Origin of the sequence: Pantoea sp. UBA5035, from assembly GCF_002415245.1 — a bacterium.
Classification (GTDB): domain Bacteria; phylum Pseudomonadota; class Gammaproteobacteria; order Enterobacterales; family Enterobacteriaceae; genus Pantoea; species Pantoea septica.
In genome coordinates this window covers 188,674-213,985 of record NZ_DICD01000027.1, presented here as the reverse complement: position 1 = coordinate 213,985, position 25,312 = coordinate 188,674, and the positions used below count along the sequence as shown (strand labels likewise).

Genomic DNA, 25,312 nt, shown 5'->3' with positions numbered 1-25,312 from the left:
TCGATAATTTGTGAATAGCCGGTCAGGTCGGTTATGACGAGGTTAGCGCTGCTCTGGGAACCATCGTATGAACCAGTTACGATTTCGTTTATCTGGCTGACTATCGCCAACAGGCTTTGTCGGTACGTTTTCTCTGAACGACGGCGGAGCGCTGTTTTCAGATTCAGACTCCTCCAGCTCTTTCTTCGCATCCTCGATATCCTTGTCAGTGATTGCCCCGCCGATGCCAATCACCTCGGAGATATTGCGCAGGTCCGTCATGGCCGCGTGGCGCGGCATAATGCCCCGGTCCGCCAGCGCGCCCAGCGCCGTCGCGATATTGTTTGCCATCGTCGCCCGGTCGCCGTCTGACATTTCCCACAGCTTGTTGAACTCGAACGTGAAATCATCGGGCAGCTCTTCGCCAAATTCAGAACGCCAGGTGATGTCCATCAGCCAGCGTATATGCCGGCGCAGGCGCCGCTCCTGTTGTGAGTTGATCCGGCTATAGTAGTTTTCGAGGTCGCCGTCGCCGGTGCTGAATCCGGCCGGCGACTGGCCGAAAAGGCGGACCAGCGGAATACCGGTCGCCCCGGAGACCTGCTCAGCAAACCGCAGCATGACGTCGGCAACGCCAGCGAACGAGTAGCTGTGCGTTTCAAATTTGTCGCTGGCATCCATGAGGGTCATGCCCTCGATGGTTTGAAACTGGCGGATCATGTCCATGTGCTTCATTAATGCCGCTTCGAGATCGCCACCTGTTGCCAGAATTTGACGCAGTTTATCGATGCTGTACGTGCGGAGATGGGCTTTGTGGATCAGCTGCGTTGTGCCAACCGTCGCAGTATCGAACGCCTCGATGCGCTCAAAAATGCGCTCTACTACTGACATCCCCCAGCCGTTTTCCGTCTGGGCCTGCTGGAATGGCAGAGTTTCACCGTCCAGGCGGATCAGCCGGCTGTAGTGGATTTTCCATGACGGTATGCCTTTCTGATTAGTCACCACCTTGTAAAATTTTGGCTTGCCGAAGTGTGGGCCGTAATCAGTCACCAGGTCGTAATAGGACGGCGTGACCATCCAGCGGTCGAGCGAAAGCACGCCTTTAAATTGCCCCTCCCTGATGCGATCGAGCCGGAGCGGTGTCGACATATCCTGCCCGTCTATCAGCACCACCAGCAGCGCGCCGCCGTAAAGTCGGGACCACTTGAGCGTGTCGTTCAGGCCATCCCAGATGCCCGCCTCATCCCAGAACGTGTCAACCTTGCCTTTGTGCCCCGGCTCCAGCCGCGACGTGATAGTCACGCCTTTTCGTGTCATGTCGTCCGCGACCGCATCGATGGCGGCGCCGACCAGAAACGATGAACGGTATGCAAATTCCAGCTTAACGCGGTTGCGCGTCAGGTAGTCCGGCAGATGTGTCCCGCCGGTCTGAATGTTCGATGTGGCCGTGCCTAATTTGGCCGTGAAATTGTTGTACCCGTCAGCAGTCGCAACGGGCCTTTGTGCGCCGTTACGGCGTTTTTTACGGGACATATCAAGCTCCGAGCATTGCCCAAATATCGAGTGAGGTGTTCATAGGTGCGTAGCTGATCATCACCGAGTCGGCGAGGTTCGGCGACCTGGTGCCGTCTGGCTGTTTATCGACGATGATTTTCCCTACGCCGTTAATGGAGTAGGTCGGCTGCGACAGTTCGATGATGAGTTTGTCTTTGCTCGCCATCGCGCTGCTGATCGAGATGATTTCGTCCGGGTTGTAGTCCAATCCTTCTTTTACGGCGCGGTACGTGTTCTGGAATCTTTTGCGGAGATGCCACCAGCTTTGCGCCTTGGCATTCGCAAAAAAATCTTTGTTCAGCCGCGCCTTTTGCCCGTTGTCGCCGCGCACAGCCTCGGCGTCGGGATCGAATACCGCGCCGCTACCGCGGAACGGCGTCGCGAGGATCGTTGGGCGCCGGGCCGCTTTACGCATTTCGTTGATGGCGCGCGCATCACCGCGCACGCCGGCGCCGAGACCATCTTCATCGAAGCGGAATTCTTCGAGGTTGTCCTCCTCGCAGTAGCCGAAAACCTTCTCGACGGATCCGTAAATGTCGCTGCCCACGCCAGACCATTCGCGAATATTCTCCAGCAGGAAGCCATGGCGCGTAGAAAAGGCGTTTTTATCGCGCCCTTCGTCGGCCACGTCCATCGCCCCGAGGCGCTTGCCGGTAGGTTTAATACCCAGCTTGATGTGCGCGTCGACGGCGGCCTGCACCCACTCGGACGGGATGAGAACGCCTTCAGCTGATGCGCTGTAATTAAGATCAAGCTCCTGCGCCACCACGACCGGGTTGTCGATTTTCTCGCATTCGCGGCGATACCACTCCTCGTCTTTGCGCGGATCGCTTCGCCAGTGAAAGGTGAAAACGGGTATTTTGCCGCCGTGCCGCTTTTGTGCGAACGGGTTGGCCATGCCGTTGACCGAACTCAGGTCGATGCGGCAGCGCGTCGTCTGGGACAGCGCCGCATCTATCAGCAGCGGGCGCTGCAGGAATGCGGCTTCGTCGACGAAATAGAGCGTAGTGCGGTCGCCGCGGCCGATGTTGTCGCCCGCTTCGCCTTTCAGCACTGCGCCAGTGTCCGGGAACTCAACGCGCATATACGGCGCGTGCTTCTTCTCGTTCCAGGTGCCGCGAAACTCAACCGGCAGCATCTCGACGAATTTCCGGGCTTTCCAGAAGAGCGCTTTTGGGTCGCCGGTGCTGTCCACGTATTCCTCTTTGCGCGAGCCGAACCCGATCACCATCTCTTTGCTGAACAGGCACAGCGAGCACGCCAGCCCGATCGACGTCCAGCTCAGCCCCATCTCGCGGCTTTTCTCCGTGATGCCGTTTTCCAGGTTGCGCCGGCGGTCCATGATCCAGTGGATCCACTCTTCCTGCCGTGGGAACAGCAGGAACGGGATGGTTACGGGCAGGCCGTAGTCGAGGTTGCGCGGGTCTGTCGTCATGCCCCAGTCGATAATGAATTGCGCAGGATTGTCACGGTAGAACGCTTTCAGCGCCGGCAGCATGCCAGGGTTTTGCCGGATGCGCTGCAGCCGCTCAATGCGCCACTCGAACACCTGCGTGTAGTCAGGGTTTTTGAAATCGAACGGAAAGGGAATGGGCATATAAAACATCCCTCCTTGATTTTAAAAGCATAAAATCCGATATTGTTTTGCGGAATAATTAAACAGGAGGTTTTATGAATTCGACTGTAACCAAAAAGCTGTTGTCTTTTACTGAAGCTACTCAAAAACATATACAGCTTGCTGCTATTTATGCGTTAGGAGAAGGAGGGAACCGTTCATCTGCCGTAGTTAATCGTCTACTGGAATTAACTGACGATATAGATCATGAAATTAAAATTGCGGCCATCAAAGCACTTGGGCGCATACACAGAAAATCAGATGCTGCCTAGCCGTTCAGACGGATATTACCCCATCATTTTGCGGTAGAGGTCGGCTGCCTGATCCGGTGTCAGAGAAACCTGTTCTGACTGGATTGGGCCGCCATCCGGTCCGCTGATCTCAGTTTTCGTTTTCACCATGCCGATGTGCTGTGCAACCATTTTCAAAGCGTCATCCTGATTGCGCATGACGATTTCCAGCCCAAATTTCCCCTCTTTCACGCCAGCGAACAAACGGCGCGCGGCGCCAGTTAAATCACGGGTATCGTGAAAAACGGGGCGACTCAGGCCCAGACCGTTGCAGCGCGGGCACTCGGGGTTAGGATCAATCTGCGCGTCGTAACCGTACCCGCCTTCATCGCTCGGCTCGCGCTGCTTGCGCGCCAGCGCGTCGCGGCGCTTTTCTTCAAACTCCACCGCGTCGCGCCACTGGTAGTTGTGACCGAATCCCCAGCAGTATCGGCAGCAGTAGCGGTGCAGTTCCGTGAGCTGCGTTGCGTCAGCGGTAGCGATATCCCACCACCACTGCAGCACGGCATCCTGTGTAATCTGGGTGCGGCGCGCGCGCGCATCCATCGCATCACGAACTGCAACCGCGACCTTAGCATTTCTGAGCATGCGTGAGGCGTTGACGTAAGCCGTATTGCCCTCACCTTTATAACCCGCCCGCTTATATGCAGCTGTCCGGTTCAGGTCGATGAGATATTCTTCAACAAACCGAATCTGCATATCATTGAGACCATAGCTGCGCAGATCAAACTCTTGCGCAACGGGCTGCGCACTTTCGCTGTTGCTGCGCTGCGCAGACTGAATGTTGCGCTGGCCAGCGCGCACAGATTTCTGCGCAGCAGGCTTTTTTATATACCGGCGCGCAGATGAATAATTCAGCCCCCGCGCCTCGCACCATTCTTTGGGTGATATACCCGTTTTGGCATGCTCGGCGAGGAACAGAACCTGCAGCGCTCCCCAGTCCGGTTTTGCCATACCTCTTCTCCGTTATTCGTACCAGCTGATCACCGGGATGGTGGGACCATAATCAGTATCGACCCACATCCAGATCATGACGTTCGGGCCGAATCCCAGCCGCCCGGTCAACTCGTCGTGAACCGTCAAATCGGTCGGCTGGTCCTCGCTTTCAGCAAAATAAACGCTGGCGCCTTTCGTGTTTACGCTGAAATTTGATGTGCCGTCGCAGACCAGCTGCGGCGTGCGCGTCAGCGTTACCATTTTTGTCGGCATAATTTTTACCTGCTCAGTAGAATTTGTCGGATGTACCGCGTTCCCCAGTGCGCACGCTGTGCGACTCGCAGCGTTGAGACGTTGCCGAGGGCGCTGAAGCTTTCGCCGTAGTTGCCCGTGTAGCGCACAGTGATCATCCGAAAGCCCTTGGTGTCGATAGTGACCGTAGATGCAGCGCGAGATGCTGTTGCTGCGGTTTCATTAACGACAGGCGATGTGCATATGCTTCCGGACTCTATTTGCGCAAAGCCAGCAGGAAATGTTGAGCCATCGCCGGCTTTTACAAACCAGCTGATCGCGTAGTCGCCGGCGGGCAGCCATTTGCCATAGTCTGGGTTTTGCGTCAGCCATATCGACGGAGTTGAAACCCCGTGTTGACCGTAGCGCAGCCGAACGCGCGAACGCCTTGTTACCGTCACTGCGTATGTCAGTCGCTGCCATCCGCTGGTTAACGCATAACGCGTCTGCGGTACCAGGACCGCACTCTCCACGTCCTGCGACACCAGATACGATTCACACGCTTCCGGAATTCGGCCAATGGCGCCGCCATCCGGTGCGCCGGTGGCATCAACAATTAATTCCAGATCATCGCTTTTGACCAGATAGTCCGAAATCGTCGTCGCGCGGCTGTACGGCTGTAAATTTGTGGCTTCAGGCTCCGGCGCGTGCCGGCCTACGGCCTGCCCGTTCTGGTACTCGAGCGGCCACTCATTCTCAGCGCATAACGCCAGCGCGCCGGATTTTGTGTAATAGAAATGGGCCGGGCCCGTGAAAGTGATACGCGGATCCAGCGCGTCAGCTGTGAGATCAATCAATAACGGTTCGCCAACGTCATCCGCACCAATGATCTGCCGCTCAGTAAATATGCCTTTACTGCTACTACCACCGATCGCTGGGATTGTGCTGATTTCCACTCCGCATTAGTCCTTTTCAAAAGTTAAAATTTGTATATTAACCATCCTTTCATCAGGCGTAAAAAAACCGCCCGCAGGCGGTAGTATTCGTAGTAAATTATAGGATGATATACATGCCATCATTTATGTAATTGGTAATTTTCGCTCTTTCGGTGATTCTTTTAGTAACAATGGCATTACTTTGCATTTTTGTAATCCATCTTGTTACTGCATTACACATGTCTTTGCAGAATTCAATTGAGCTCAATTGCAAAGCGCCATTAATCATCATCATTGGTGTTCTTGAGTGCGTTATATGAAACTTCACTGACTTATTTTTATCTGAAGCTTCGTGTAAGAAAGCATTTCTAAGCGACCAGAACATTTCAGGAGTAAACCTAACTGTAGCTGGTTCTTTTTTCAACTTCTCAGCTTCCCTAGGAGGAAGCGTGGCTATACCATCCGGTCTAAAATTTAGCATGACTTCATAACGATTGTTCGGCATATACTTAGGTCCCAAATTTTCTTTGAACCACCTTTTTGCTCTAGCTCCATTTTTTTCTTTAGGTGTTTCAAGACTTCCACATATATCTGGCAAGGACAAAGCAATAAACATTGCTGAAAAATAATTATTATCCTTTAAAGCCTGTTGAACAGCATCTGTTAGGTCTTTCATACTGATCCCTTTGAAATAAAGAAGTCAATACAATACCCCTAACAACTATTAATTCAAGGCCATTAAAAAAATATCTTGTAATGCAAGCCTTACTTTAGGCACAGCTCTTGTATGTAATGCTGCAACCCTGCGATTTGCTCTCCGGCGAGCTCGATTCGACTTCTGAGGATGAAATAATCCCGTTCAGCGGTGTCAGAAAGTCGGGCGCGGGCTGCATCATCCAGGCTGGCGGTTCCGGTGGCGGATTGCTTCGTACAGGCCGCGTTGAGCTGCAGCCGCTTGCGGCCAGAAGCAACATCGCGCTGCAGCTTATCGATAGTCGTCTGAGCATCGACTAAATCCTTCGTGTATTTTGCATCGAGCGCAGCAACGGCACGCTGTCGCTTCTGCATTTCGTTTATAGCGTCTTCCTGCTGCTTAAGCAGCTGCTGCGACTGCTGTGCCACAGCGCGCCACTCTGTGGCTTTACCATGATAATGGCTGGCAAGCAGCACTGCCCCAAATGCAACCAGGCTGAGACACAGAAGTAAGTACCGCATCACTTCACACCCTCAAGGCACAGCTGCTTTTCTGCCTGCCGGCGGATAACCAGACCCGGCAGTTTTTTACCGCCTGCGTACACCCAGCGTGGAAACTCATTGCAGCCGGCCACCAGCTGCCCCTGGCGGAAATAGCGAAACATGGTGCTTTTCTGCATCGTCGGGCAGCCAGCGTTGAACGCGATCGAGGCCGCAGCGGAAAATGTGTTATCCGGCAACCTGGCGCCGCCGGCATAACGATTCACGCACGTCTCAGCGTCGAGGATATTGCGCTGCCAGTCGTTGGCGATCTGCTGATCCGTTTTCCGTCTTCCCGTCGCCACGCCGTGCGTATTGCCGATGCCGTCTGTTGCTATGCCTGCCGGGCAGATGTACGGCTCACGCCTGCAGCCCTCGGCGTTGCCGATTAACTCCAGGCCGCGCTGGTTCGTGCGAACCTGCCCGTTCGAAAGTAAAATCGCGATAATCGCTGAGACCGCACATACTGCGCCGGCGGCGCTACTTTTTTTATTCAGCGCTGGCATCTGCACCCCCTGCCATTCTGATCGCGTTCGCTACGACCTCAACATCCGCCGGCCGCTCGCCTTCCGGGACAGACATCACGCCCTCTAAGTAACGACGCAGCATCTCAGTGCGCGCGCGCTCTTCCGTCAGCTGCTGCCGCTTCTCACGTCGAGCTGCGTAATACGTTTTGATCGTGAAAAATGCGGAGATCGCCGCGCCGACGCAAAAAACGTAATCGTAGAGACTGAGTGTTGAGAAGAACGCCAGGCACGCTGACCACCAGTACGGCATTTGCTGAGATGTTGATTCCATACGTTGCATGCTCTGCCCTCCCGTAGCGGGCGGCTGATGAAGTTAAAAGAAAAAGCCGCGCTCCAGCCATACACAGGGTGCGCGGTGGGTGCTGGTGGCGCCTTTGGGTATAAATAAGGCCCGCCGAAGCGAGCCTAGAAGTGTTGCTTTCGTGTAACTATCTGGGGTTGGCTGCATGTATAGAATCTACGATCCGCTGATTACAATCAGTTGCTATGACATCTCAGCCAACCCAGCAAATCAGTCATCGCGACTAGTTCTACCTTCGGCACTAGCCTAATGCCAACAAGCCTGCTCATTTTCCACAAAGAAGCTTTTCCTTGTGCCCCTTCATGTGAGCCATTCTACCCGCTAGATCCAGTGTCACTGAGAACGCTCTCTGTGGTGCAGAAAGCAAAAAACCTCGCGAGGTGGCGAGGTTTTGAATGTTATGTGTCAGTGCATAGTGACAACCCATAGCAGATTACTGTACATTTTGCGTACGCGTTAGTGTTTCTTTATGATACAAACCTTAATTCTCCCATTTGGATTGGATGAAAAATGAATAAACCTATACTTAAACATGTAATAGTGCATGAATTGATCAAAGAAAGCGGAAAGGATTTTGATCATTCAAAACCATATAACTTGCGAAAAACAGAGCTTGATAAAAATAACGTAATCGTCAATAAGCTTGTAGAAGATGTAATAAAATTATATGGCTCACGTGGTAATACAGCTCACTATGGCGTATTTAAGACCATTAATGATAAAGAGTCTAACCCTAAGGGTATAGGGCCAATTCCGGATAAATTTCACAAATACTTTTCTCTTCCCAACTTCAATTCAAGTGAATTTATTGATTTTTCAAACTCTATTATGAAGCAATTTTTTGAAGAAGCTAAGGGACAAACCTGGCCTTCAGGAGGTTATATTGTCTTCACTGATTACATTTCAGAAAATATACGCTTCTTGTTAATCACCATGTTAAAGAAAAAAGGCGGCATGAGTATAAGTGATGCTCTCGAACCTCAGGAATTAGTGCATCTTGACTTAAGCAATATAAATCAAGCCGCGAAGATAAATTTCCATTTGTACGATAAATATATCAAAGCAGATGATTCTACTAAATCAGAACTAAGTTATTTGAGCTTTGTCAGTAAGACTAAAGGCCAATCAGCTTCAGCTTATTTTATCGCAGCTTTAGGTTGTGATAAGGGTATAGCTTCTTCCGGAGCTACCCGAGCATTGCCTAGAGAAGCACGAAATTATTTTAAAAGCGATGAAAGAACAAAGCGGTTAGCTGAAAGCTTTAGGAATAAAGTTATTAGATATCTTGATGAAAAAAATGAAAGCAAGAATCCGGCGAAGCTTGCCGACATAGCGGATTTAGCATCTGCTCATTTAACAACTTTAGCTGAAGATGAAAGAGATTCATTAGTTGAAGGATTTATGAAGCACCTCAACAATGAAAAAACCCGCATTCCTTCTGAATTTGTAATTAATAAACCTACGCTTGATAAAATAAAGAACGTTTCTTTTAAAGACAAATTATATAGCTTTAACTTTGATAAGGAATTGCTAGGCGAAACCAGTGATGCTATGATCTTTTATGATCAATCAAAAGGAAGTTTAGTTTTCAACAACTTACCAGCAGAAGCCAAATCGAAAATTGAATCAGCAATTAAAGAAAGAAAGCAGGCTTTAATCAAAAAGATAGATAATAAATTAGAGTAATCTGATAAAATGACCGACCTACTAAAAATAGTGCAATTATTCAAAAACTCTAAAGATCCACTCTTTGATGGAGTTATGATTAAAGGCACTATTTCTTATTCAAAAAAAACTCATCAAACTTTGGTTGATATTTTAACTGGACACTTCCCTGCCGGACGCTTTGATGAGCTTGAAGTTGATGGGGGTTTTGTAGACGACCTAGATGATCTTCCTGAGGTGTGGAGTGAAAGTAAATATGCTTTTATTATTAATCAAAGCACTGCGGATAAATTTTACAAAAATAGTGATGAGTTTATTTCTGCAAGCTGCTTATCAAAAGGATTGTTTCCAAAAGAATATTATATTGTAGAAGATGACTTTTATTCTGAAGATAAACACAAGCCATCATTTATTGGAACATTAGAAAAAACCCTATCCTTAATATCTTCATTAGCCAAGATTGCTCATTATCATGATATCAAAAGTGAAGGTAGCAGTAGTTTTTATCGCTTAGTATTTGTGATGCATTCCGAGTCTAAATCCACCTCAGCCGTAATTGAAACTTCTTTAAGTAAGGAAATTTTACTCGTTGAGAATTTTAATATTGATTTGATTAATAATTTAGTTTCTATTAATCCGTTAACCGACGCACATTATGATGAAAAAATAAATACATTCAGAAACACCCTAATAGAATACATTAATGATAATAAAGCTAACTTTACAGATTTAATCGTTAGCTGGGACTCTGTAAATAGATTATATACAAACAACCTTGCCGTTTATATGTCTGCATTCTCTTTCCATAAATCCAGAAAAGAAATAGCTGACGCTGAAATTGACTTTGCTGAAAAAACTTCTAAAACGTTACTAGACTTGTCTAGCAAGGTTTTAGCCATACCAATTTCTTTAGTTGGGGCAATTGGTCTACTTAAACTGTCAGATAAAACAGAAATTATAATTGCACTCGCCGGTTTATTTTTAACTTCTTTGATTATGCACCTTACAATTTTATCTCAACAAAACCAATTTTACAGAATCAGACACGCCAAAAGTATAGTTTTTGAATCAATGAACAAGAAAATAGAAGATAATAAAAATCGTTTTGAGGAAAGTAACGATTTAAAGGTGAGGATTACTGAAGCCCTAGACAACTTATCCAAAAATGAGATCTTTTGCTCTAGGGTTTTATGGTTTTTACTGATAGCCGCGTGGGCGCCAGTTTCCGCTGGCGCCCTTATAACGTTGTTCAAGCTAATTGGCTAGAATATTTAAGACACCCTCTATAAATCCGATGGCTGACTGTAATTCCTTTCTTATTTTACCATCAGAGCACTTACGTCTCTTAGCAATAGAACGCAAAGAAATGCCAACCACAAAATGCGCAATAATCAGCTCGTACTCTTCTGGCTTCAATTTTTTCAATCGCGCTACACATCCATCTATCAGAATCCCTGTATCGTCATCACACTGAATTCGCGATTTCTTACCATGAGGTAATAAGCCCTTGAAGCCTGCCGCTATGGGCTGCCAGTCTACACCACTGTTATCAGAAGCTGCCCAGGCGCCCCATTCTTCCAATACGTCATAGATATCGCGCAACGTCTTACTCTCCTTTTAATAGCTCATACGCCTGCGCCAGCAGGCTTTCTTCTGTACCGTAATTTTTTTCCCACATCTTCTGTCCAGCGTGGATGGCCACGCCGTACCCGCCAGTTCGGTGGTGGGGTGGACAAAGTGGGATTGTTCGATAATGGCTGGCGCGCTGCCCTGCTCCGCAGCCAGCGCGCAGGTGATGCACTTCTGCCGGGCTGAACACGCTGAAGTGCTGCCGGCAGACGATGCAGCCGAGATCGGCAACGCGCTGCAGGTGCTGTCGTTCCGCTTTAGTCATGATGCGAACTCCAGCAGCTGCATGGCCACGCTCTCCGCTTCCTGCTGAGAGCGGAACTTGCGGAACAGAATGTGGTTCCAGAGAACGTTGAAGGCGGCCTTGTAGAAGGCCTGGAAAGTGTCTTCGTCCATGCGTGCAAAGCTGATGGATTTTGCAAGGCGCCGGCGGGTTCCGTCAGGCAGGATCACGTCATCGTAGTAACCGGCCTGGACGGTCACCCACTCACGGTAGGGTTCGAAGGATTTGAGCAACGCCACCTCGCGAGTGCGCAGCTGGCCTTCGAGGAGGATAAACTCATCAGCAAACGCCCGCAGCGTCGCACCATGCGCGTTGCCGGCCATCTTTATTTGGTAAGAGACGAAGCGATCGACCAGCTCGAGCTCGCCTGCCGTCAGCGCGCCGCCGGCCGGCGTCCAGTAGTCGAAGCCGAGCTGCAGGAGTTTGAAGAAGCGTTTGTGAAACTGGTAGTTGCGGACGCGCCGGAATTCGGCAGACACCCACTCGCCGGTTTTAATGCGCTGTAAAAATTCGCTGGCTTCGGGCGTAGCCGGAGTCAGGATCTGGGATGCGGATTTTAAAAATTGAATCTGTGCCATCAGTCCTCCGGTGGCACAGTGATTACTCGGGCTGTTCAGGCCCGCGGGTATTATACGAGGGCTATTTATCTGCGTCTATTACAGGAATGCCCGCGCAGTTCATAGCCGCTTTTATCATATCCAGGCTGGCAACAAACTCATCATCGCGCAGGACGAATCCCTCTGCGAATGTTCCGTCGCTGTTGCGATAAATAATTACCGGGCGAGTGCTTTCGTTAAATTCCGGGATCAGATGTTCAGGGATGTGCATAGCTCACCCCCACACACAATGAAAATAAGCGCATTTCCAAATATATGGGCTTCGAACCCTTCAACTTGCTCATCATTACCTTTACAGAAGTTGAGCTCCGAGAAGGATCGTCCAGATCGCCTCAGGCTGGCATCCGTGCAAATTGAAGAAAATTCCGTCGGAATTACTCTACCTCTTTTGAGGTATACTCTATTTTTGTTAATTGATATTAAGCAAGCAATAAAAGTGGCTATAAAAAAGAGATTCTTTTGCTGAACACGAATTAATTAATTGTAATCCGCATAGAAATATTTGACTTGATGTCTAAAAACACAAGGGGATTGTTAAGCGGTTTTTGCCAAAAAAAAATGAGACGGGCGCCAAAAGCTAACCTCAGGGGCCCGTTGGCCTTATACACTCATCCCCATTCCCGGAAATACGCCACAGCCGCCTTTTTACGCTCTATCTGGCGAGCAATATTTTCGATCTGAGACAACCAGCGCATTTCGTTTTTAAGCTCCCGGCGCCGCTGGCGTACCCATGCCAGGGTCGGGAATTCCTGCACGTCCTGCGGTGCTGACCAGATGACTGCTAAAGGCGGTATCGCCGGCGCTGGTGCTGGCACTTGGGTATAAGCGTTCTCTGACTCAGCGTCTGTCACTGCCAGCTGCCAGTGACCGTTGATGCCTACGATCAGCCCCTCTTCTTCCTGCTCACGCAGCAGCGCCAACATATCCCGGACATCGATGTCGAGGATCGCGGCGATTTCCCTCGTGCTTGCCTTGCCAACCTTGCTCAAAACGTCAGTGATGGTTTTCATGAAATTTCCCTTTCTTATGCCCGCGCGGTGCGCAGTAGCCGATCAAACTCAGAGGCGCGTTGGATAAATCTCATCTCGTCATCAGTGAAATGGTTGGCCCGGCGATCGCCTCTTTCCCGCCGGCTGCACACGGCGGCCGAGCGGGCAAAAAACCGCTCACTGGCACTGCGCAGGTGATACGCGCGGTGCTTTCCGCGAATTACCGTTTCAATATGGCAATTGGGTGAGGTTCGCAGCGTTCTCAGGGCAACCCAGAGGCTTTCCTGCTCATAACCTGGATAAACACCCCCCACCAGCTCGTGCATCTCCGGCACTGTCAGCATCTTGCCCTGAATGATTTTCGCCAGCTGCGCGGCGGTGATTTTTAAATTTTCTTTCATGAATTGCTCCTGTTAGCCTGGGCGGCCTTTTGTCGGTTGTACTGCTCCATCAGAATCTGTGCCGGGGTTGGCCCTGTGGGATGCCGCGGCTTGTCCAGCTGCTTGCGAACCGGCGGAATCGAGAACCCTTTACTGACATGCTTTTCCCACTTCGCCAGCAGCCGCCCTGCCAGCCCCTCAAGCTCGCGCTCCGTCATCTGCCGCTCTGTACCCATGCGGCGCATCTCGGTGCAAATTTGGTATAAAACATCGTGTCGCCAGGGGAATTGCTCAGCTGAGTCATAGCGATAGGTTTCACGGCGCCAGCGCCAGTATTCGTTCATCACATCGGCGGGCTTGAGGCCCAGCGCTGTCTCGCAGTTCTCGGCCACCAGCGTCACAAACTCAGCCAGATCAGGCGGCCATGAGTTGCCGGCGGCACACCGCGCGACCATCGCATTACAGATTGTTGTCATCTGGGTACTGGTCAAATTCCCGACCTGAGCAATCCAGAGATCGGACGGGGCTGACCCGTTTTTTGTCGTCCACCGGCTGGAGTAAATTTCCCCCATGGTCTCCCAGAATGCCCATGCCCTGTCCTCGAACTCGCTGTTGCTGTGCTCGGGCTGCCCGGATCTGCTGAACGGCGACGTTTGCGGTTGATGTTGAATCTGGTTCTGCATGCCTGATACCTCGTGTTTTGAGATTTTCCGCAGCCGCACGCTGCAGCTGTGTTGCGAATTTTTGTTCCCACTGAACCTGATGGAAAAATTTGCCCTCCGCCTGCCAGTAGGCGATGAAGCTGTGTAAAACCGGCTGCCAGCTTTGGCGATTCATGCGTGCAGGCACTGCCCGTCCCCAGAGAGCGGCGCGCTGCTCAAAATCTGGTGACACGTCCCAGTTGGGATGCATCGCGAATTTTCCCGCTGGTGGTGATGCCGAAAATAAAACTCCCGGCCGTCCTGGATATTCGAGGACCGCTATTTCGGGCAGAATCTCTCCTGGCGAAATTTTGGCCTGGCTATATATGGGGTTTAGATCTTTAGGTTCCTCTGGGGGATTCCGGATCCCGTTTTTGGGATCGTTTGACGGAAAAAACGGGATCGTTTGGTTGTTTTTAACGCACCCACTTTTGGGGTTGTTTGGTTTAACACTCCCGATTTTGGGATCGTTTAAACAGTCCCGTTTTTGGGTGCGTTCCGCATCAGCGATGCTCTCCTCCACGCCTGTCAGACGATAGACGGGGATCTGCTTTGTTCGCCCTCGCCGCTCGCCGGTATCTTCGATAAACCCCTGGGCAATGAGATACTGAAGGCACGACTGAACAGTTTTTTTGTCCAGCTCGGTGGCTTCAGCCAGCGCAGTGATCGAGGGATATGCTGTCAGGTCTGACCCGCACATATCCGCCAGCCATGTCAGTACGGCTTTAGCCGATGATCTGCCGGTCTTGACCTTTTTGGCCCACCGCATTGCATCGAGACTCATTAAAACCTCATACAACTCGCGCGCTATATCGCCACCCCCGCATAATTGCGGTGTCGCCTGGGGCAATAAAATCAGGTCGCCGCCGGAGCAGCGCCCAGCGCTTAAAAACGTTATAACCAGCAGCCCTGCCAGCTTTGATTTACTACCTCACGGGGCCAGAAAATTACCTGCCGGCCCGCTGCCGTCCACGCGATCGGACAGCGCGATAATGGCGCCAATCATGGCCTCCATTTCGCTGTCGATTCGCGCCTTTCTAAGGATCAGATCACGGCAGGCTTCCGAGGAATGACTGCGCATCCGCGCCACCAAGAAAATCGGCATTGCCTTTTCGATCGCTGGTAACAGTGCCTGCAGCTTGCGCTGGCTGGCCAGTGAATCACTCTCTGCCCAGCGGAAAATTCTCTGGACGTTGTTGCTTTGCGCCCGGGGATGATCACTGCTGTAAAGCAGACCGGACATCCCCAGCCTGAAATACGCATCAGCAATGGCGTTCGCTGCGACTTTTCGTCCGTCCGCAGCGCGCGCCCAGGCGAGCAGCGCCTCACGAATGTGCTGGTGTTTGATTTTCATGATTCGGATCTCCGTTCCGTTTAGCTTTACGATGAGCGTCGTAAATGCGGGTGTCGTATGTCAGCTCACCGTCTGATGCAGACTGAAGCCTTGCCGCATGGGCCTCAGGAACCAAAAGGCCCCATTTATAGACTGACGGAGTTCTCACTCCGGCCGCCGCGGCTAAGCGGCTTTTACTTCCCCCGAAAAAATTCAGGGCATCCTTTGTATACATAAAATCCTCACTACAGTTAGCCATGGCTAACAATCTATATGTTAACAATAGCAGAGTCAATTGGATTTAGCATTAGCTAACTATGGACATGAAAAAACTAACAATTGGCGAAAGAATAAGGGCCCGAAGAAAGGAGCTGGATTTTACCCAACGCTCACTCGCTAAGGCTCTGAAAATATCGCATGTATCAGTTTCTCAGTGGGAGCGCGACGATAGCGATCCGACCGGGAAGAATCTCTTCGCCTTATCAAAAGTTTTGCAGTGCTCGCCCACTTGGATACTATTTGGAGACGATAGCCAGCAGCCAGAAGAGCCACGCGAAGCGGAGCTGGTGCTGGACGAACGGCAGAAAGAATTACTTGAGCTTTTCGATGCACTACCCGAATCTGAGCAGGATGCTCAGTTGTCTGAAATGCGTGCCCGTGTTCAGAACTTCAACAAACTTTTTGAGGAGCTGCTGAAGGCTCGTCAACGCGCTTCAAAAAAATAGCTCGCCAATACAACCACATATCCCTTAATAGCAAATTTGTTAGCCTTGGCTACCAAATTCTGCTTGCCTGTTTTGTTAGCCATAGCTAATATCACCTTCATAAACCACACAGTGGTTACTCGAAAACGTTCCGCCGGCCCGGCGCCAGGGCAACAAACAAGAGGATTACGTTATGGAAAACTTGATCACCTTACGTCAATGCGAAGCTGAATTCTTTGGTGGTATGGATTACGCAGCGCGCCGCGCAGCAGTAGAAGCAGCTCACGCTGAAGCGTTGAAAAATAACGCGGCATACGATGCGCAGATCGCCTTCGAATGCAAAACCAAACCATTTCAGCAGAAAATGGTTGAGTGGGCGCACGCCGAAGCGCTGGAAATGGATAAGCAGGCTACGCATTTTCGAAAAGTACAGACAGCACTATCTCGACGCGTAGCCGTCATTATGGGTAAAACCCCCGCTTAATTTCGCCTGCACCAGGGCAATACGGGCGCCGAGGCGTCGCCGGAACCGTAACCGTAACCGGCACATTAATACTCTGATCCATGGAGGAAATATGTGGTTATACGGACTAATTGGCCTGCTCGGTTGTTTTATTGGATCAAGTCTGACCCTCTTGGCTGTGGGACTTGCGCAAGCAGCCGGGGGCAAGAAGGAAAAAAAATGACCAACTATCAGGCATTAATTGCCGCCCGCAGCAAAGCTACGATTGCCAAATTCCTTAATGACCCGGTTATGCGGAAAGAGGCGCTGCGATCGTATTTTTATGCAATCGGCGGTCGGGCAAAACACCATTAATTAATTTTTTAGCAACAAAAGAAAATATGCCGCATTGCGGCAGGGACTCACTCAATCTAAATAAAGGAAACTGCAATGAAACAATTTAATGAAACTTCGCTTGAACTCGTAATTAAAATCCCCCTGAAAACAATTCTTCAGTTATTCCGTAACGGTGAAGATCTAGGCTACCTCATGGTTGAAGAGACCGCGGAGGGAGGCAAGGCCTCTGCCACGTTCACCCCATTTACCTGCGCTGGCCTACTTGATGAAACTCGCTGTTTTAAATGCGCGCTCGAATCCCTGATCAAATTTCACGAAAGGTCAGGCGATTTGCAACCGTGCGATCGCCGCCGCGCCACCATTGAAATCAACGTTATTTCGCTATCACGCCCGATTCATTGATTTACAGCTGCCCCGTTCGCGGGGCACTGCAACCGCGTGTGCATTTTTCAGTGCCCAGGCGGTTGCGGCGTAGCTCAGCGGAAGAGCGCCCGGCTGGTGGTTCAGCAGTACGGGAGGTCGCCGGTTCAAATCCGGCCACCGCAATACGAGCCATTTTGCTGTGTGTAGTCCTTCCCCGCCGGTATAGCGGGGCTTTTTAAAGCGCACCGAACGTGCGTTTTACAAAGCTTAAAAGGAGACGTTATGCAGACATTTTCTATCTATCTACGCCCGGAGGATCCGGCGTCCGGGCTGCCGGAGTACGCAACGTGCGTCCAGGCGCGCGCGGCATGGCTGGCAAAATCACAGGCCATGGCGATGCTCGAGGAGCAAGCCCCGGAATCGGCAGATCAATATGCCGAGCCGCTGGTGTGCGAGGATCGTCCCGGCCTGCCCCGCCCGGCCGTAAACGTGCTCAGCACCAATTTTTTGAAAACCTGCTGCTGGGATGAGGAGAACCAGGTATTCGCAGAGCGTGAACCGGCGTCCAGTAAACCGGTGAGCTACGACGCCCTGTCCGCCGAGCAAAAAATGGCTGTGCTGGTCCGCCATGGCGCAACCGACATCAACAGCGAACAGCTTAAAGACGCGCTGCAGCTGCTGACCGACGAACGCGACTCCTTGGAAGGTCACATTGTTGAATCCCTGCTCCGGACGCCTGGTCTAGCGGCCATGTACCCGGAAGTTGTGCTCGAGCTTATCAGCGATCTCGGCTACAACTTTGACGCCGGCGACAACTGGCCGCAGATGAAGGCGTTCAACGAGAAATGGCTTAAAGACCGTCAGGCCGCACGCAAAGAAGATAAAGAGCCGTCCCCTGCAGAGCCTCTTCGCACCCCTTCTGGCGCCCTCGCCGGCGGCGGCACCCCTACCGATCGTTCACCGGATCTTAAGCATAATTTTGAAACCTTGGGCATCGAAATTGCCGCGGCGCTGGTCGAGCCTGCATTCGAAATTTATGAAATCCCTTTTTCAGTTGTGCAGCGTGCGAAGGAGATGATCGCCAGGAAAGAAAAAAACTGGTCAGCCTGGCATCAGATGCTGTGCAGCACTCCCGGCGTACTCGATGCATCCCGCGCCGAAATTATGGCATGCATCCGCACGGCGCCGGACGACGTGTACACCATTCCCGGTGCGATGCAGGCTCACATTGTGCGTAGCCTGGTTGAAACCGATCACGAGCACCCCGCACCAGAAATTATCGAGATTGCCTGCGGTCGCCGGCCGGCCGCTAATGGAGAAGAGCAAAATGATGAAGCCAAACAGGATCAGGCAGGCAAAGAACACGTACTGGCTGATGCAGCGCAGCCAGCTGGCGCAGTGGAGACGGATTCAGGACAGCAGGATGGCGCAGCGCCGGGCGTGGCGGAGCAACCACCTGTAACAGCGGAACGCGCGGGGCCGTTCTATGTTCGCAACGAGGCCGGGGAAATTAAGCGCTGCAACAAACAGAAGGCGCTGGCGCAGCTGCTCGACCAGGGCTTCATCGAGATTTCGAAGGATGAATATCAGCAGCTGAAAAACGCGCCGGCCGCTGGCGAAGCTGGCGCCGATAAAACGGAGCCTGCGCACGGCGCCGCGCACGAGGAGCAGCTGGCGGCGAACATCAACAAGGCCAAAATCGTACAAACTGCGCCGGGCGTATTCAGCATCGATGCGCTTGTGGCGCCGGAAGACGTGACTGAGGATGAAAAGAATGAAGCGGTAACGCTGGCGCCAGCGGAAACCAGTGCGACGGCGGCAGCCTTTCCTGCAGTGTTCGACTATGGACGATATGAGGGCATTCCTAACGACGTATATCACGCTGCAAACGGCATCAGCAGCAGCATGATCAAAGATGCGCGCATCTCACTAATGTATTACCACGGCCGCCATATCACCGGCACGATCCCGCGTGAAACCAGCGACGCCCTCACGCTTGGCACGCTGGTGCATACGCTGGCGCTGGAGCCGGAAAACTTCGATAAAGAGTTTTCTACCCTCTTCTCTTTGCCCGCGGGCGCGATCAGCACCACCGCGGAGATGAAGACGATCATTGAAAAATTCAACGCAGCCCTGTCGCCGGCGATGAGCGCCGAAGATATCAAGGCGCTGATTGAGACGCATAACAGCAAACTGCCTAAGCCCTACACCCTGGGTAGCAGCTCGGAAGAAACCGGCTATCTCTACTCCTGCCTGCCTGAAAAGTTTCAGCGCATCGAGGAAGTGCAGAAACCGACCGCTACAGCTATGCGCGCCTGCATCAAAGAATATAACGCCTCCTTACCCGCACCGCTTAAAACCAGCGGCAGCCGCGATGCGCTGCTGGCGGAACTGGAAAAAATTGCCCCAGACGTTGCGATCGCAGAACGTAAAAAGCCTCAGCCATTTAACACCAGCGGGAGCAAAGATGAGCTGGCGACAGTCTGTCGCCAGATAGACCCGGACGCTGTATTTGCCGACGAGCTGCGCGCGCAATGGGTAGAAGAGAACACCGGCAGAACGCTTATCAGCGCTGAGCAGTACGCTCTGGCCACCGCGATGCAGGCCGCCCTCCTCAGTGATCCGAACGCATCTGGCTGGCTGACTCACCCGCAGCGGCGCACCGAAGTCAGCTATTTCGGACTGGACGAAGAAACAGGCCTCGACGTGCGCGTGCGCCCTGACCTTGAAATCGACGATGGCCGCGAGCGGCTGGCGTTTGACATCAAGACCGTCAGCATGCCGCGCGTAAAACAGAGCAATCTCACTTATCGCCTGCACCGCGAAATCATGGAGCGCGATTATCACCTCAGTGCTGCCATGTACTGCGACGTGGCCATGTTCGACCGCTTCTTCTGGATCTTCGTCAATAAAGAGCCCGGCTATCACTGGGTTGCGGTGGTTGAGGCCTCAGAAGACCAGCTGGCGCTCGGCCGCGCGGAATACCGCCAGCAGCTCGCCGCCATTCGTCTGGCGATGGACACCGGCGTCTGGCCAGCGCCGGTTACGGAGAAAATCTACGACATGCTCACTGAGCATGAGTATGACCGATTGAAAGCAATGATGGAAAACGGAGCTACCTCATGAGCAACGAACTGACCCGGTTAAACACGAACGGCAATACTGACAGCATCGACAGCATCTCCATCCTTACGAACGGTGAGCTGTTCGATCGCATGATGGTCGTATCAAGAGTGATGGCCAACTCCGGCATGGTGGTGCCTGCGCATTTTCGAGGTAAGCCTGACGCCTGCATGGCGATCGTGATGCAGGCAGCGCGCTGGGGAATGGATCCGTTTGTTGTGGCCCAGAAAACGCACATTGTCGGCGACACGATGGGGTATGAGGCTCAGCTGGTTAACTCTGTCATTAACCGAATGGCGCCGACGAAAGACCGCCTGCACTACGAGTGGTTTGGCCCTTGGGAAAACGTCATCGGCAAATTTGTCGAAAAGACCTCTGGCAAAGGCAATAAGTACATCGCCCCGGGCTGGTCTCTGGCAGATGAGAAAGGGGTAGGCATTCGAGTGTGGGCAACACTCAAGGGGGAAAACGAGCCGCGCGTGCTCGAGCTTTTCCTCAGCCAAGCCCAGGTGCGCAACTCCACGCTGTGGGCCAGCGATCCCCGCCAGCAACTGGCATATCTGGGCATCAAGCGCTGGACCCGCCTTTACTGCCCGGACGTGTTGGCCGGCGTGTATACCGCTGACGAACTCGGCGAAACTGAGCCCCGCACTGAAAAGGATATTACGCCAGTCGCTGATCCGATCGCGGCAGTGGTCAGCGCCACTCCCGCAGATGAGTCAGATTCTGCCGGCGCGACTATCAGCGCTGAAGAACTCGCGGCGGAACTCGGCGCGGCCCTGGACGAGGCCACCACTCCCGATGAGGCGTTGAAGGTGGAGGAGCGAATCGCTGCACACAAAGCAGACCTGGGTAGCTCGCTTCTCTTCAATCTGAAGGGAAAGGCGCAGAAAAAGCGTAGCGGCTTTCGGGCTATACGGGAAATCAGCGATGCATTTGACGCTGTAACCGAGCCAGACGAGCAGGCACATCAGCAGCTGAAAACCCTTATTGAAAACCGCAAAAACGTTCTGCCGGATGATGAATATCAGCGCTTCACGATCGCGCTGCAGGACATTTTTGTCTGAGCAATTCCGGCGGCCCGCGTGGCCGCCGGCAGGAACATGACTATGACCATTCAGAGATTTAACGCCGTCGCCGCGGCGGCGATCGTGCCGGCAGCCAAGGGCAAATATACCCTGGCGGCTGATTATGACGCCCTGCAGCAGGAGAACGATCGACTGCGCGCGGCCATCGAGTCGGCGATCGCACCGGGGCTCTGGACGCTGATTTGTGCAGAAGAGGATGCCTGGCGATACAACGGCGGGAAAGAAAAATACTGGGACGTGCTGAAGCGCGCGCTGGGCACTGATGAATCCGCCGCGGAGCTGCGCGCCGGCGCCAGTAAGGTTGATGAGAAATGACAATTAAAACGCATACAGGAACGGTGATCACGCGCACCGGAGAAAAGCGCGTGAAGCTGCACGAGAACCCGACGACGTGGGTAGTGAGCGGTAAAGAATATTATTTTAAAGAGACTGGCCGGCGCGGCGGCGCCGCGGGCGTAAAAACGCGACTGGTGCTGGGCAGCATCCGGACGATCGAGGGGGATAAGTAATGCAGGCATATACTGAAGAGCAGCGCGCGGAACTGGTGCAATTCAACCGCGCCATTATTGCGCAGCATGAAGCTTACGCAGCGCCGGAGTCAGGCTGGCCGGACGAGGTGCGCCTGATGGTTTCATCAGCCCGAATCGCCTTGGCGGCGCTGACGGCTGAGCCTGTTTTTCAGGTTCTGGGCAGCGTGTGGCGTGACTCAACGCGCGAGGTTTATGAACGTTGTTTACAGGAAGGATTAACAGGCAGGGTTCTCTACACCACGCCGCCCGTTGCCGCGCCAGCAGTGCCTGATGAAGCCTTTATCGATAAAGTTTGCCTGACTGCGGCGGAGATTTTTGGGCAGAATGACCCTGACGAGGCGCAGGAAATTGTTAACCGTATACGCGCCATGCTGGCAGCAGCACCGGAGAAACGACAATGAAAAATCAGGATATTGACGTAAAAACTCTAATGCAGATGCCCTACCTGAATCTGGCCGAAACTGCCCTGCTGCTGCGCGTAGCGCCGCAGACGATACGTAAGTGGGTATCAGTGAACGGGCGCACGCAGCGCCCATATAACCCGGTGTTTCCGCAGCCGGTGCGCCGTAGCCGTCTGACGTTCCGCACATGCGACGTGTTGCGCTATCACGAAGATCGCGCCAGCACGGACACTTTACCCTCGCCGTAAACCCATGCAGTGACGCGCGCCCACCATAAAGCGTAGGCGCACCGCTGTTCTTCTATATAGCTGTGCCGGTCGTACACCTGCCAGACGCCCGGCAGCTTATGCCCCAGCATTATCTCTGCAACGTGCGGTTCAGCCAGTTCTGAAAAGTTCGTGCGCGCCGTCCGGCGCAGATCGTGAATCGTCCAGTTTTCCATTTCTACGCCCAGATGCCGCCGCGCCACCTGCTGGATCCCCGGCGAAATGTCTGTGAGCGTTGCCCGGCCCTGCGGCGCGTCGCGCCTGCCGTGGGTCATGGCGTACCGGCTGCGCGGGGCGTAGTCGAACAGTTCCCGCAGCATTTCTTCGGCTTCGGGGATGATCGGGCGCACCAGCGCTTTCCGGGTGCGCTTCCCTCCTTTGTGGTGCGTTGCCGGGATCGTCCACAGCTTTTTATCGAAATCAAAGTGCGCCTTTTCTGCGTTCGCTAGCTCGCCTACGCGGCAGCCGAACAGCAGGCACAGTTTTACCAGTAGCTGGAATTTCGGGGCGATGCGGCTAGCGTCCATAGCCCGAAATATGGTCACGATTTCGCCAGGGGACAGCACGCGCTCGCGAGGCGTCTTAACGATGTTCAGATCGGCCAGCTTCAGGTCGGCCAGCGGCGCGCTGGTGGTCAGCCTACGGCGCAATGCCCATTTGTGGGCCTGCTTTGCGTTAGTCAGCACGCGCACCGCCACAGACGGAGATTTGCGCGCCAGCGGTTCCAGCATGTTCAGCCAGATGTGAATAGTCGCGTCGTCGTGCGGGATCTTGCCCAGGGTTGGGAAAACATGGATTTCAAACGAGCGCAAAATGTCGTGGTGGTCTTTTTTGTTCTCGACGCAGTATTTTTCTATCCACGTCCTGATCAGCCCCTCCACAGTCATCGCCTCGAAAGCGTCGGCGCGCTCCAGCCGCTTCAGCAATCGGGGGTTGCGGTTCTGCTCAAGTTCGCCGCGCAGCCGGATCGCTTCGTCGCGTGCCTCTTTTAATGACGTGGCCGGGTAAGTGCCGATGTCCACGCGTTCGCCTTTGCCGTTCCAGCGGTAGCGCAACTGAAAGGTGATTTTGCCCTTGCAGGAAATACGTGCAGAAAGGCCATCGCGGTCGGTTTTCACCTGCACTTTGTCGGATTTTTTGCCCAGCATCGCACGCAGGGCTGCATCTGATAGAGCCATTGTTGGTACATAGTCTGGAAATATGTACACGAGTATGTACACGAAAAAAGAGGAAGAAAAGGAAATCCACAGGAACATTGAGGAATAGTATATCCAAATTAGACCGCATTTTTTTACAGTTTGCCCTGCTTGGGCGTGATCTCCAGAAACAGTTGGGAATTAAAGGAAAATGTAAGGAAAACGAACTCACATATTTACCTTCCATGACAGAAAGTTATCGCGCTGCGGGTGCCAGCGCCGGGCCAGACCATGTACAATCGCCAGGTTAATCAACCCGGTTCCACCAAGGAGAGTACATGTCTATCACGGCAAGCTCGTTATACCGTGACACAGGAAATTTTTTCCGCCACCAGCTGCTGACCATTGTGCTGATGTCGTTGCTGACAGCCTTTATCACGGTCATTCTGGTGCACGCCTTTACCCCAGGCGGCGATCAGCTGGCTCAGCTTCAGCAGGGCGATAGCAGCGCCTCTTCGCTGTTTGAGCTGGTGCAAAATATGTCGCCTGAGCAACAGCGCATTCTGCTGCGCGCCTCTGCGGCCGGCACCTTCTCCGCGCTGATCGGCAATACGCTGCTGCTGGGCGGCATGCTCTGCCTGATCCCGATGGTCTCCGCCGGACAGCGCATCAGCGCGCTGCGCGCTATCGGCGCCTCCGCCCCCCTGCTGCCAAAGCTGCTGCTGCAGACCTTTCTTATCACCCTGGTAGTGCAGCTGGGCTTTATGGTGCTGATGGTGCCTGGCATTATTCTGGCGATTCTGCTGTCGCTCTCCCCGGTGATCCTGGCGAGCGAAAAAAGCGGCATCTTCGCCGCGATGCGCGCCAGCTCGCGTCTGGCATGGAGAAACGTCAGGCTGATCGCGCCGGCGATTATTCTCTGGCTGCTGGCGAAAATGGCGCTGCTGTTCGCCTCTTCCTCGCTGACGGCGCTGCCTGATAACGTGCTGGCCATCGCCATCACCGCTATCGGCAATCTGATCTCCGCTCTGCTGGTTATCTACCTTTTCCGGCTCTATATGCTGGTTCGTTAAGCGCGCTGCGCCCTGCGGGGCGCGCGGCTTTGTGTTGTTTTCGCTGAACTGGAATGACTATGAAGCAGTTACTCGATTTCCTTCCCTTAGTGGTCTTCTTTATTTTCTATAAGCTTTACGACATTTTCGTCGCGTCTGGCGCGCTAATTGTCGCCACCGGCCTTGCGCTGGTGGTGAGCTGGGTGCTCTACCGCAAGCTGGAGAAGATGACCATTTTCACCTTCGCCCTGGTGGCGATCTTCGGCACCCTGACGCTGGTTTTCCATAACGATGAGTTTATTAAATGGAAAGTCACGGTGATCTACAGCCTGTTCGCGCTGGCGCTGCTCTACAGCCAGTTCTTTATGGCGCAGCCGCTGATCAAAAGCCTGCTGGGCAAAGAGATCCAGCTGCCGGAACGCAGCTGGCGCCGCCTCAATGTCGCCTGGGCGATTTTCTTTCTCGCCTGCGGCCTGGCGAATATTTACGTCGCGTTTTGGTTGCCTGAAGCCTTTTGGGTTAACTTTAAAGTATTCGGTCTGACCGCGCTTACCCTGCTGTTTACCCTGATTAGCGGACTCTACATCTGGCGACAGATGCCGCAACAAGAAGAAAAATAAAAGCGACCCGGCCAGACCGGGCCTTACGGGCG

35 protein-coding genes and 1 tRNA gene are annotated in these 25,312 nt (G+C 52.8%); 16 read left to right on the top strand and 20 right to left on the bottom strand.

The genetic code is table 11. The features are described 5' to 3' along the window. Nucleotides 1–42: 42 nt before the first annotated feature. Entirely contained in the window at nt 43–1,512 is a 1,470-nt protein-coding gene (locus B3229_RS17810) for a DUF1073 domain-containing protein (RefSeq protein WP_286872972.1), read from the bottom strand. Nucleotide 1,513: 1 nt separating this feature from the next. After that, nucleotides 1,514–3,130, bottom strand: coding sequence for a TerL protein (locus B3229_RS17805; RefSeq protein ID WP_286872969.1), 1,617 nt, complete (start codon nt 3,128–3,130; stop codon nt 1,514–1,516). A gap of 74 nt (nt 3,131–3,204) precedes the next feature. Here B3229_RS17805 and B3229_RS17800 point away from each other — a divergent pair, with 74 nt between their 5' ends. Continuing rightward, nucleotides 3,205–3,420 carry a HEAT repeat domain-containing protein gene (locus B3229_RS17800; protein ID WP_286872966.1) on the top strand — a complete coding sequence of 72 codons (216 nt, stop codon included), beginning with the start codon at nt 3,205–3,207 and terminating at the stop codon, nt 3,418–3,420. Nucleotides 3,421–3,435: 15 nt separating this feature from the next. Here B3229_RS17800 and B3229_RS17795 read toward each other — a convergent pair whose 3' ends face one another. From B3229_RS17795 to B3229_RS17760, 7 genes are all read right to left on the bottom strand, one after another. Beyond that, nucleotides 3,436–4,392 (bottom strand): terminase small subunit, encoded by a 957-nt coding sequence (locus B3229_RS17795; protein WP_286872963.1) that lies wholly within the window; start codon nt 4,390–4,392, stop codon nt 3,436–3,438. Between the two features lie 12 nt (nt 4,393–4,404). Next, nucleotides 4,405–4,647, bottom strand: coding sequence for a hypothetical protein (locus B3229_RS17790; RefSeq protein WP_286872960.1), 243 nt, complete (start codon nt 4,645–4,647; stop codon nt 4,405–4,407). Between the two features lie 5 nt (nt 4,648–4,652). Further along, complete coding sequence (locus B3229_RS17785; protein ID WP_286872957.1) at nt 4,653–5,561, bottom strand: hypothetical protein; 909 nt, start codon at nt 5,559–5,561, stop codon at nt 4,653–4,655. 97 nt (nt 5,562–5,658) lie between these two features. Further along, complete coding sequence (locus tag B3229_RS17780; protein ID WP_286872955.1) at nt 5,659–6,216, bottom strand: hypothetical protein; 558 nt, start codon at nt 6,214–6,216, stop codon at nt 5,659–5,661. A gap of 89 nt (nt 6,217–6,305) precedes the next feature. Further along, complete coding sequence (locus B3229_RS17770; protein WP_422662152.1) at nt 6,306–6,755, bottom strand: lysis protein; 450 nt, start codon at nt 6,753–6,755, stop codon at nt 6,306–6,308. Continuing rightward, nucleotides 6,755–7,279, bottom strand: coding sequence for a lysozyme (locus B3229_RS17765; protein ID WP_286872952.1), 525 nt, complete (start codon nt 7,277–7,279; stop codon nt 6,755–6,757). The genes B3229_RS17770 and B3229_RS17765 overlap by 1 nt, the downstream gene beginning before the upstream one ends. Then, entirely contained in the window at nt 7,263–7,580 is a 318-nt protein-coding gene (locus B3229_RS17760; RefSeq protein WP_286872949.1) for a hypothetical protein, read from the bottom strand. Before B3229_RS17760 ends, B3229_RS17765 begins: the two co-directional genes overlap by 17 nt. A gap of 531 nt (nt 7,581–8,111) precedes the next feature. Here B3229_RS17760 and B3229_RS17755 point away from each other — a divergent pair. After that, the gene (locus B3229_RS17755) at nt 8,112–9,287 is read left to right on the top strand and encodes a nucleoid-associated protein (RefSeq protein WP_286872946.1); all 1,176 of its coding nucleotides are present in this window, start codon (nt 8,112–8,114) and stop codon (nt 9,285–9,287) included. A gap of 75 nt (nt 9,288–9,362) precedes the next feature. After that, nucleotides 9,363–10,532, top strand: coding sequence for a hypothetical protein (locus B3229_RS17750; RefSeq protein ID WP_286872943.1), 1,170 nt, complete (start codon nt 9,363–9,365; stop codon nt 10,530–10,532). Here B3229_RS17750 and B3229_RS17745 read toward each other — a convergent pair. From B3229_RS17745 to B3229_RS17700, 10 genes are all read right to left on the bottom strand, one after another. Further along, nucleotides 10,521–10,868 carry an antiterminator Q family protein gene (locus tag B3229_RS17745; RefSeq protein WP_286872940.1) on the bottom strand — a complete coding sequence of 116 codons (348 nt, stop codon included), beginning with the start codon at nt 10,866–10,868 and terminating at the stop codon, nt 10,521–10,523. The genes B3229_RS17750 and B3229_RS17745 overlap by 12 nt on opposite strands. Before the next feature lie 4 nt (nt 10,869–10,872). Further along, the gene (locus tag B3229_RS17740; RefSeq protein WP_286872937.1) at nt 10,873–11,160 is read right to left on the bottom strand and encodes a Ref family recombination enhancement nuclease; all 288 of its coding nucleotides are present in this window, start codon (nt 11,158–11,160) and stop codon (nt 10,873–10,875) included. Next, the gene (locus tag B3229_RS17735) at nt 11,157–11,756 is read right to left on the bottom strand and encodes a DUF1367 family protein (protein WP_286872934.1); all 600 of its coding nucleotides are present in this window, start codon (nt 11,754–11,756) and stop codon (nt 11,157–11,159) included. The genes B3229_RS17740 and B3229_RS17735 overlap by 4 nt, the downstream gene beginning before the upstream one ends. Nucleotides 11,757–11,817: 61 nt before the next feature. Next, nucleotides 11,818–12,006, bottom strand: coding sequence for a hypothetical protein (locus tag B3229_RS17730; protein ID WP_286872931.1), 189 nt, complete (start codon nt 12,004–12,006; stop codon nt 11,818–11,820). A gap of 397 nt (nt 12,007–12,403) precedes the next feature. Beyond that, nucleotides 12,404–12,805 (bottom strand): hypothetical protein, encoded by a 402-nt coding sequence (locus B3229_RS17725; RefSeq protein WP_286872929.1) that lies wholly within the window; start codon nt 12,803–12,805, stop codon nt 12,404–12,406. Between the two features lie 14 nt (nt 12,806–12,819). Continuing rightward, nucleotides 12,820–13,185, bottom strand: coding sequence for a hypothetical protein (locus B3229_RS17720; RefSeq protein ID WP_286872926.1), 366 nt, complete (start codon nt 13,183–13,185; stop codon nt 12,820–12,822). After that, the gene (locus B3229_RS17715) at nt 13,182–13,655 is read right to left on the bottom strand and encodes a replication protein P (RefSeq protein ID WP_286872923.1); all 474 of its coding nucleotides are present in this window, start codon (nt 13,653–13,655) and stop codon (nt 13,182–13,184) included. The genes B3229_RS17720 and B3229_RS17715 overlap by 4 nt, the downstream gene beginning before the upstream one ends. Next, nucleotides 13,624–14,649, bottom strand: a complete 1,026-nt coding sequence (locus B3229_RS17710) for a DnaT-like ssDNA-binding domain-containing protein (RefSeq protein WP_286872921.1) — start codon at nt 14,647–14,649, stop codon at nt 13,624–13,626. Before B3229_RS17710 ends, B3229_RS17715 begins: the two co-directional genes overlap by 32 nt. A gap of 147 nt (nt 14,650–14,796) precedes the next feature. Next, complete coding sequence (locus tag B3229_RS17705) at nt 14,797–15,219, bottom strand: toxin YdaT family protein (protein WP_286872919.1); 423 nt, start codon at nt 15,217–15,219, stop codon at nt 14,797–14,799. Beyond that, nucleotides 15,191–15,433 carry a Cro/CI family transcriptional regulator gene (locus tag B3229_RS17700; protein ID WP_286872916.1) on the bottom strand — a complete coding sequence of 81 codons (243 nt, stop codon included), beginning with the start codon at nt 15,431–15,433 and terminating at the stop codon, nt 15,191–15,193. Before B3229_RS17700 ends, B3229_RS17705 begins: the two co-directional genes overlap by 29 nt. Nucleotides 15,434–15,515: 82 nt before the next feature. Between B3229_RS17700 and B3229_RS17695 the strand changes: the two genes are divergently transcribed. The 11 genes from B3229_RS17695 to B3229_RS17645 all read left to right on the top strand — a co-directional run bounded on the left by B3229_RS17695 (nt 15,516) and on the right by B3229_RS17645 (nt 22,454). Then, entirely contained in the window at nt 15,516–15,923 is a 408-nt protein-coding gene (locus tag B3229_RS17695; protein WP_286872913.1) for a helix-turn-helix domain-containing protein, read from the top strand. A 172-nt stretch (nt 15,924–16,095) separates the two neighbouring features. Next, a complete protein-coding gene (locus B3229_RS17690) occupies nt 16,096–16,386 on the top strand; it encodes a hypothetical protein (protein WP_286872910.1) in 291 nt (96 codons plus the stop codon). A gap of 198 nt (nt 16,387–16,584) precedes the next feature. Continuing rightward, nucleotides 16,585–16,719 (top strand): hypothetical protein, encoded by a 135-nt coding sequence (locus B3229_RS17685; RefSeq protein ID WP_286872907.1) that lies wholly within the window; start codon nt 16,585–16,587, stop codon nt 16,717–16,719. Between the two features lie 75 nt (nt 16,720–16,794). Then, nucleotides 16,795–17,103: a hypothetical protein gene (locus B3229_RS17680; RefSeq protein ID WP_286872904.1), complete on the top strand. Its 309-nt coding sequence runs from the start codon at nt 16,795–16,797 to the stop codon at nt 17,101–17,103. 63 nt (nt 17,104–17,166) lie between these two features. Further along, nucleotides 17,167–17,247 (top strand) — tRNA-OTHER (locus tag B3229_RS17675). Between the two features lie 99 nt (nt 17,248–17,346). Next, nucleotides 17,347–20,190: a PD-(D/E)XK nuclease-like domain-containing protein gene (locus B3229_RS17670; protein ID WP_286872901.1), complete on the top strand. Its 2,844-nt coding sequence runs from the start codon at nt 17,347–17,349 to the stop codon at nt 20,188–20,190. 92 nt (nt 20,191–20,282) lie between these two features. After that, on the top strand, nt 20,283–21,254 hold the full coding sequence (locus B3229_RS17665) for a RecT family recombinase (protein ID WP_410477770.1): 972 nt from the start codon (nt 20,283–20,285) through the stop codon (nt 21,252–21,254). 42 nt (nt 21,255–21,296) lie between these two features. Beyond that, nucleotides 21,297–21,590 (top strand): hypothetical protein, encoded by a 294-nt coding sequence (locus tag B3229_RS17660; RefSeq protein ID WP_286872895.1) that lies wholly within the window; start codon nt 21,297–21,299, stop codon nt 21,588–21,590. Beyond that, complete coding sequence (locus tag B3229_RS17655) at nt 21,587–21,784, top strand: hypothetical protein (RefSeq protein ID WP_286872894.1); 198 nt, start codon at nt 21,587–21,589, stop codon at nt 21,782–21,784. The genes B3229_RS17660 and B3229_RS17655 overlap by 4 nt, the downstream gene beginning before the upstream one ends. A gap of 35 nt (nt 21,785–21,819) precedes the next feature. Beyond that, nucleotides 21,820–22,206, top strand: a complete 387-nt coding sequence (locus tag B3229_RS17650; protein ID WP_286872891.1) for a hypothetical protein — start codon at nt 21,820–21,822, stop codon at nt 22,204–22,206. Continuing rightward, nucleotides 22,203–22,454 (top strand): hypothetical protein, encoded by a 252-nt coding sequence (locus B3229_RS17645; RefSeq protein WP_286872889.1) that lies wholly within the window; start codon nt 22,203–22,205, stop codon nt 22,452–22,454. The genes B3229_RS17650 and B3229_RS17645 overlap by 4 nt, the downstream gene beginning before the upstream one ends. Here the strand turns inward: B3229_RS17645 and B3229_RS17640 are convergent. Continuing rightward, on the bottom strand, nt 22,412–23,650 hold the full coding sequence (locus B3229_RS17640) for a tyrosine-type recombinase/integrase (protein ID WP_286873526.1): 1,239 nt from the start codon (nt 23,648–23,650) through the stop codon (nt 22,412–22,414). The genes B3229_RS17645 and B3229_RS17640 overlap by 43 nt on opposite strands. 296 nt (nt 23,651–23,946) lie before the next feature. On the opposite strand from B3229_RS17640, the gene B3229_RS17635 reads away from it, so the two are divergent. Both B3229_RS17635 and B3229_RS17630 read left to right on the top strand, forming a co-directional pair. Beyond that, nucleotides 23,947–24,681 carry a YciC family protein gene (locus B3229_RS17635; protein WP_048781913.1) on the top strand — a complete coding sequence of 245 codons (735 nt, stop codon included), beginning with the start codon at nt 23,947–23,949 and terminating at the stop codon, nt 24,679–24,681. A gap of 59 nt (nt 24,682–24,740) precedes the next feature. After that, nucleotides 24,741–25,280 (top strand): septation protein A, encoded by a 540-nt coding sequence (locus B3229_RS17630; RefSeq protein ID WP_286872885.1) that lies wholly within the window; start codon nt 24,741–24,743, stop codon nt 25,278–25,280. Nucleotides 25,281–25,312: the final 32 nt, after the last annotated feature.

Coding starts and splice junctions, on each gene's coding strand:
- B3229_RS17810 (WP_286872972.1), bottom strand. CDS start 1,512: ATGTCCCGTAAAAAACGCCGTAACGGCGCACAAAGGCCCGTTGCGACT.
- B3229_RS17805 (WP_286872969.1), bottom strand. CDS start 3,130: ATGCCCATTCCCTTTCCGTTCGATTTCAAAAACCCTGACTACACGCAG.
- B3229_RS17800 (WP_286872966.1), top strand. CDS start 3,205: ATGAATTCGACTGTAACCAAAAAGCTGTTGTCTTTTACTGAAGCTACT.
- B3229_RS17795 (WP_286872963.1), bottom strand. CDS start 4,392: ATGGCAAAACCGGACTGGGGAGCGCTGCAGGTTCTGTTCCTCGCCGAG.
- B3229_RS17790 (WP_286872960.1), bottom strand. CDS start 4,647: ATGCCGACAAAAATGGTAACGCTGACGCGCACGCCGCAGCTGGTCTGC.
- B3229_RS17780 (WP_286872955.1), bottom strand. CDS start 6,216: ATGAAAGACCTAACAGATGCTGTTCAACAGGCTTTAAAGGATAATAAT.
- B3229_RS17770 (WP_422662152.1), bottom strand. CDS start 6,755: ATGCGGTACTTACTTCTGTGTCTCAGCCTGGTTGCATTTGGGGCAGTG.
- B3229_RS17765 (WP_286872952.1), bottom strand. CDS start 7,279: ATGCCAGCGCTGAATAAAAAAAGTAGCGCCGCCGGCGCAGTATGTGCG.
- B3229_RS17760 (WP_286872949.1), bottom strand. CDS start 7,580: ATGCAACGTATGGAATCAACATCTCAGCAAATGCCGTACTGGTGGTCA.
- B3229_RS17755 (WP_286872946.1), top strand. CDS start 8,112: ATGAATAAACCTATACTTAAACATGTAATAGTGCATGAATTGATCAAA.
- B3229_RS17750 (WP_286872943.1), top strand. CDS start 9,363: ATGATTAAAGGCACTATTTCTTATTCAAAAAAAACTCATCAAACTTTG.
- B3229_RS17740 (WP_286872937.1), bottom strand. CDS start 11,160: ATGACTAAAGCGGAACGACAGCACCTGCAGCGCGTTGCCGATCTCGGC.
- B3229_RS17735 (WP_286872934.1), bottom strand. CDS start 11,756: ATGGCACAGATTCAATTTTTAAAATCCGCATCCCAGATCCTGACTCCG.
- B3229_RS17730 (WP_286872931.1), bottom strand. CDS start 12,006: ATGCACATCCCTGAACATCTGATCCCGGAATTTAACGAAAGCACTCGC.
- B3229_RS17725 (WP_286872929.1), bottom strand. CDS start 12,805: ATGAAAACCATCACTGACGTTTTGAGCAAGGTTGGCAAGGCAAGCACG.
- B3229_RS17720 (WP_286872926.1), bottom strand. CDS start 13,185: ATGAAAGAAAATTTAAAAATCACCGCCGCGCAGCTGGCGAAAATCATT.
- B3229_RS17710 (WP_286872921.1), bottom strand. CDS start 14,649: ATGAGTCTCGATGCAATGCGGTGGGCCAAAAAGGTCAAGACCGGCAGA.
- B3229_RS17705 (WP_286872919.1), bottom strand. CDS start 15,219: ATGAAAATCAAACACCAGCACATTCGTGAGGCGCTGCTCGCCTGGGCG.
- B3229_RS17700 (WP_286872916.1), bottom strand. CDS start 15,433: ATGTATACAAAGGATGCCCTGAATTTTTTCGGGGGAAGTAAAAGCCGC.
- B3229_RS17695 (WP_286872913.1), top strand. CDS start 15,516: ATGGACATGAAAAAACTAACAATTGGCGAAAGAATAAGGGCCCGAAGA.
- B3229_RS17690 (WP_286872910.1), top strand. CDS start 16,096: ATGGAAAACTTGATCACCTTACGTCAATGCGAAGCTGAATTCTTTGGT.
- B3229_RS17685 (WP_286872907.1), top strand. CDS start 16,585: ATGACCAACTATCAGGCATTAATTGCCGCCCGCAGCAAAGCTACGATT.
- B3229_RS17680 (WP_286872904.1), top strand. CDS start 16,795: ATGAAACAATTTAATGAAACTTCGCTTGAACTCGTAATTAAAATCCCC.
- B3229_RS17670 (WP_286872901.1), top strand. CDS start 17,347: ATGCAGACATTTTCTATCTATCTACGCCCGGAGGATCCGGCGTCCGGG.
- B3229_RS17665 (WP_410477770.1), top strand. CDS start 20,283: ATGGTCGTATCAAGAGTGATGGCCAACTCCGGCATGGTGGTGCCTGCG.
- B3229_RS17660 (WP_286872895.1), top strand. CDS start 21,297: ATGACCATTCAGAGATTTAACGCCGTCGCCGCGGCGGCGATCGTGCCG.
- B3229_RS17655 (WP_286872894.1), top strand. CDS start 21,587: ATGACAATTAAAACGCATACAGGAACGGTGATCACGCGCACCGGAGAA.
- B3229_RS17645 (WP_286872889.1), top strand. CDS start 22,203: ATGAAAAATCAGGATATTGACGTAAAAACTCTAATGCAGATGCCCTAC.
- B3229_RS17640 (WP_286873526.1), bottom strand. CDS start 23,650: ATGGCTCTATCAGATGCAGCCCTGCGTGCGATGCTGGGCAAAAAATCC.
- B3229_RS17635 (WP_048781913.1), top strand. CDS start 23,947: ATGTCTATCACGGCAAGCTCGTTATACCGTGACACAGGAAATTTTTTC.
- B3229_RS17630 (WP_286872885.1), top strand. CDS start 24,741: ATGAAGCAGTTACTCGATTTCCTTCCCTTAGTGGTCTTCTTTATTTTC.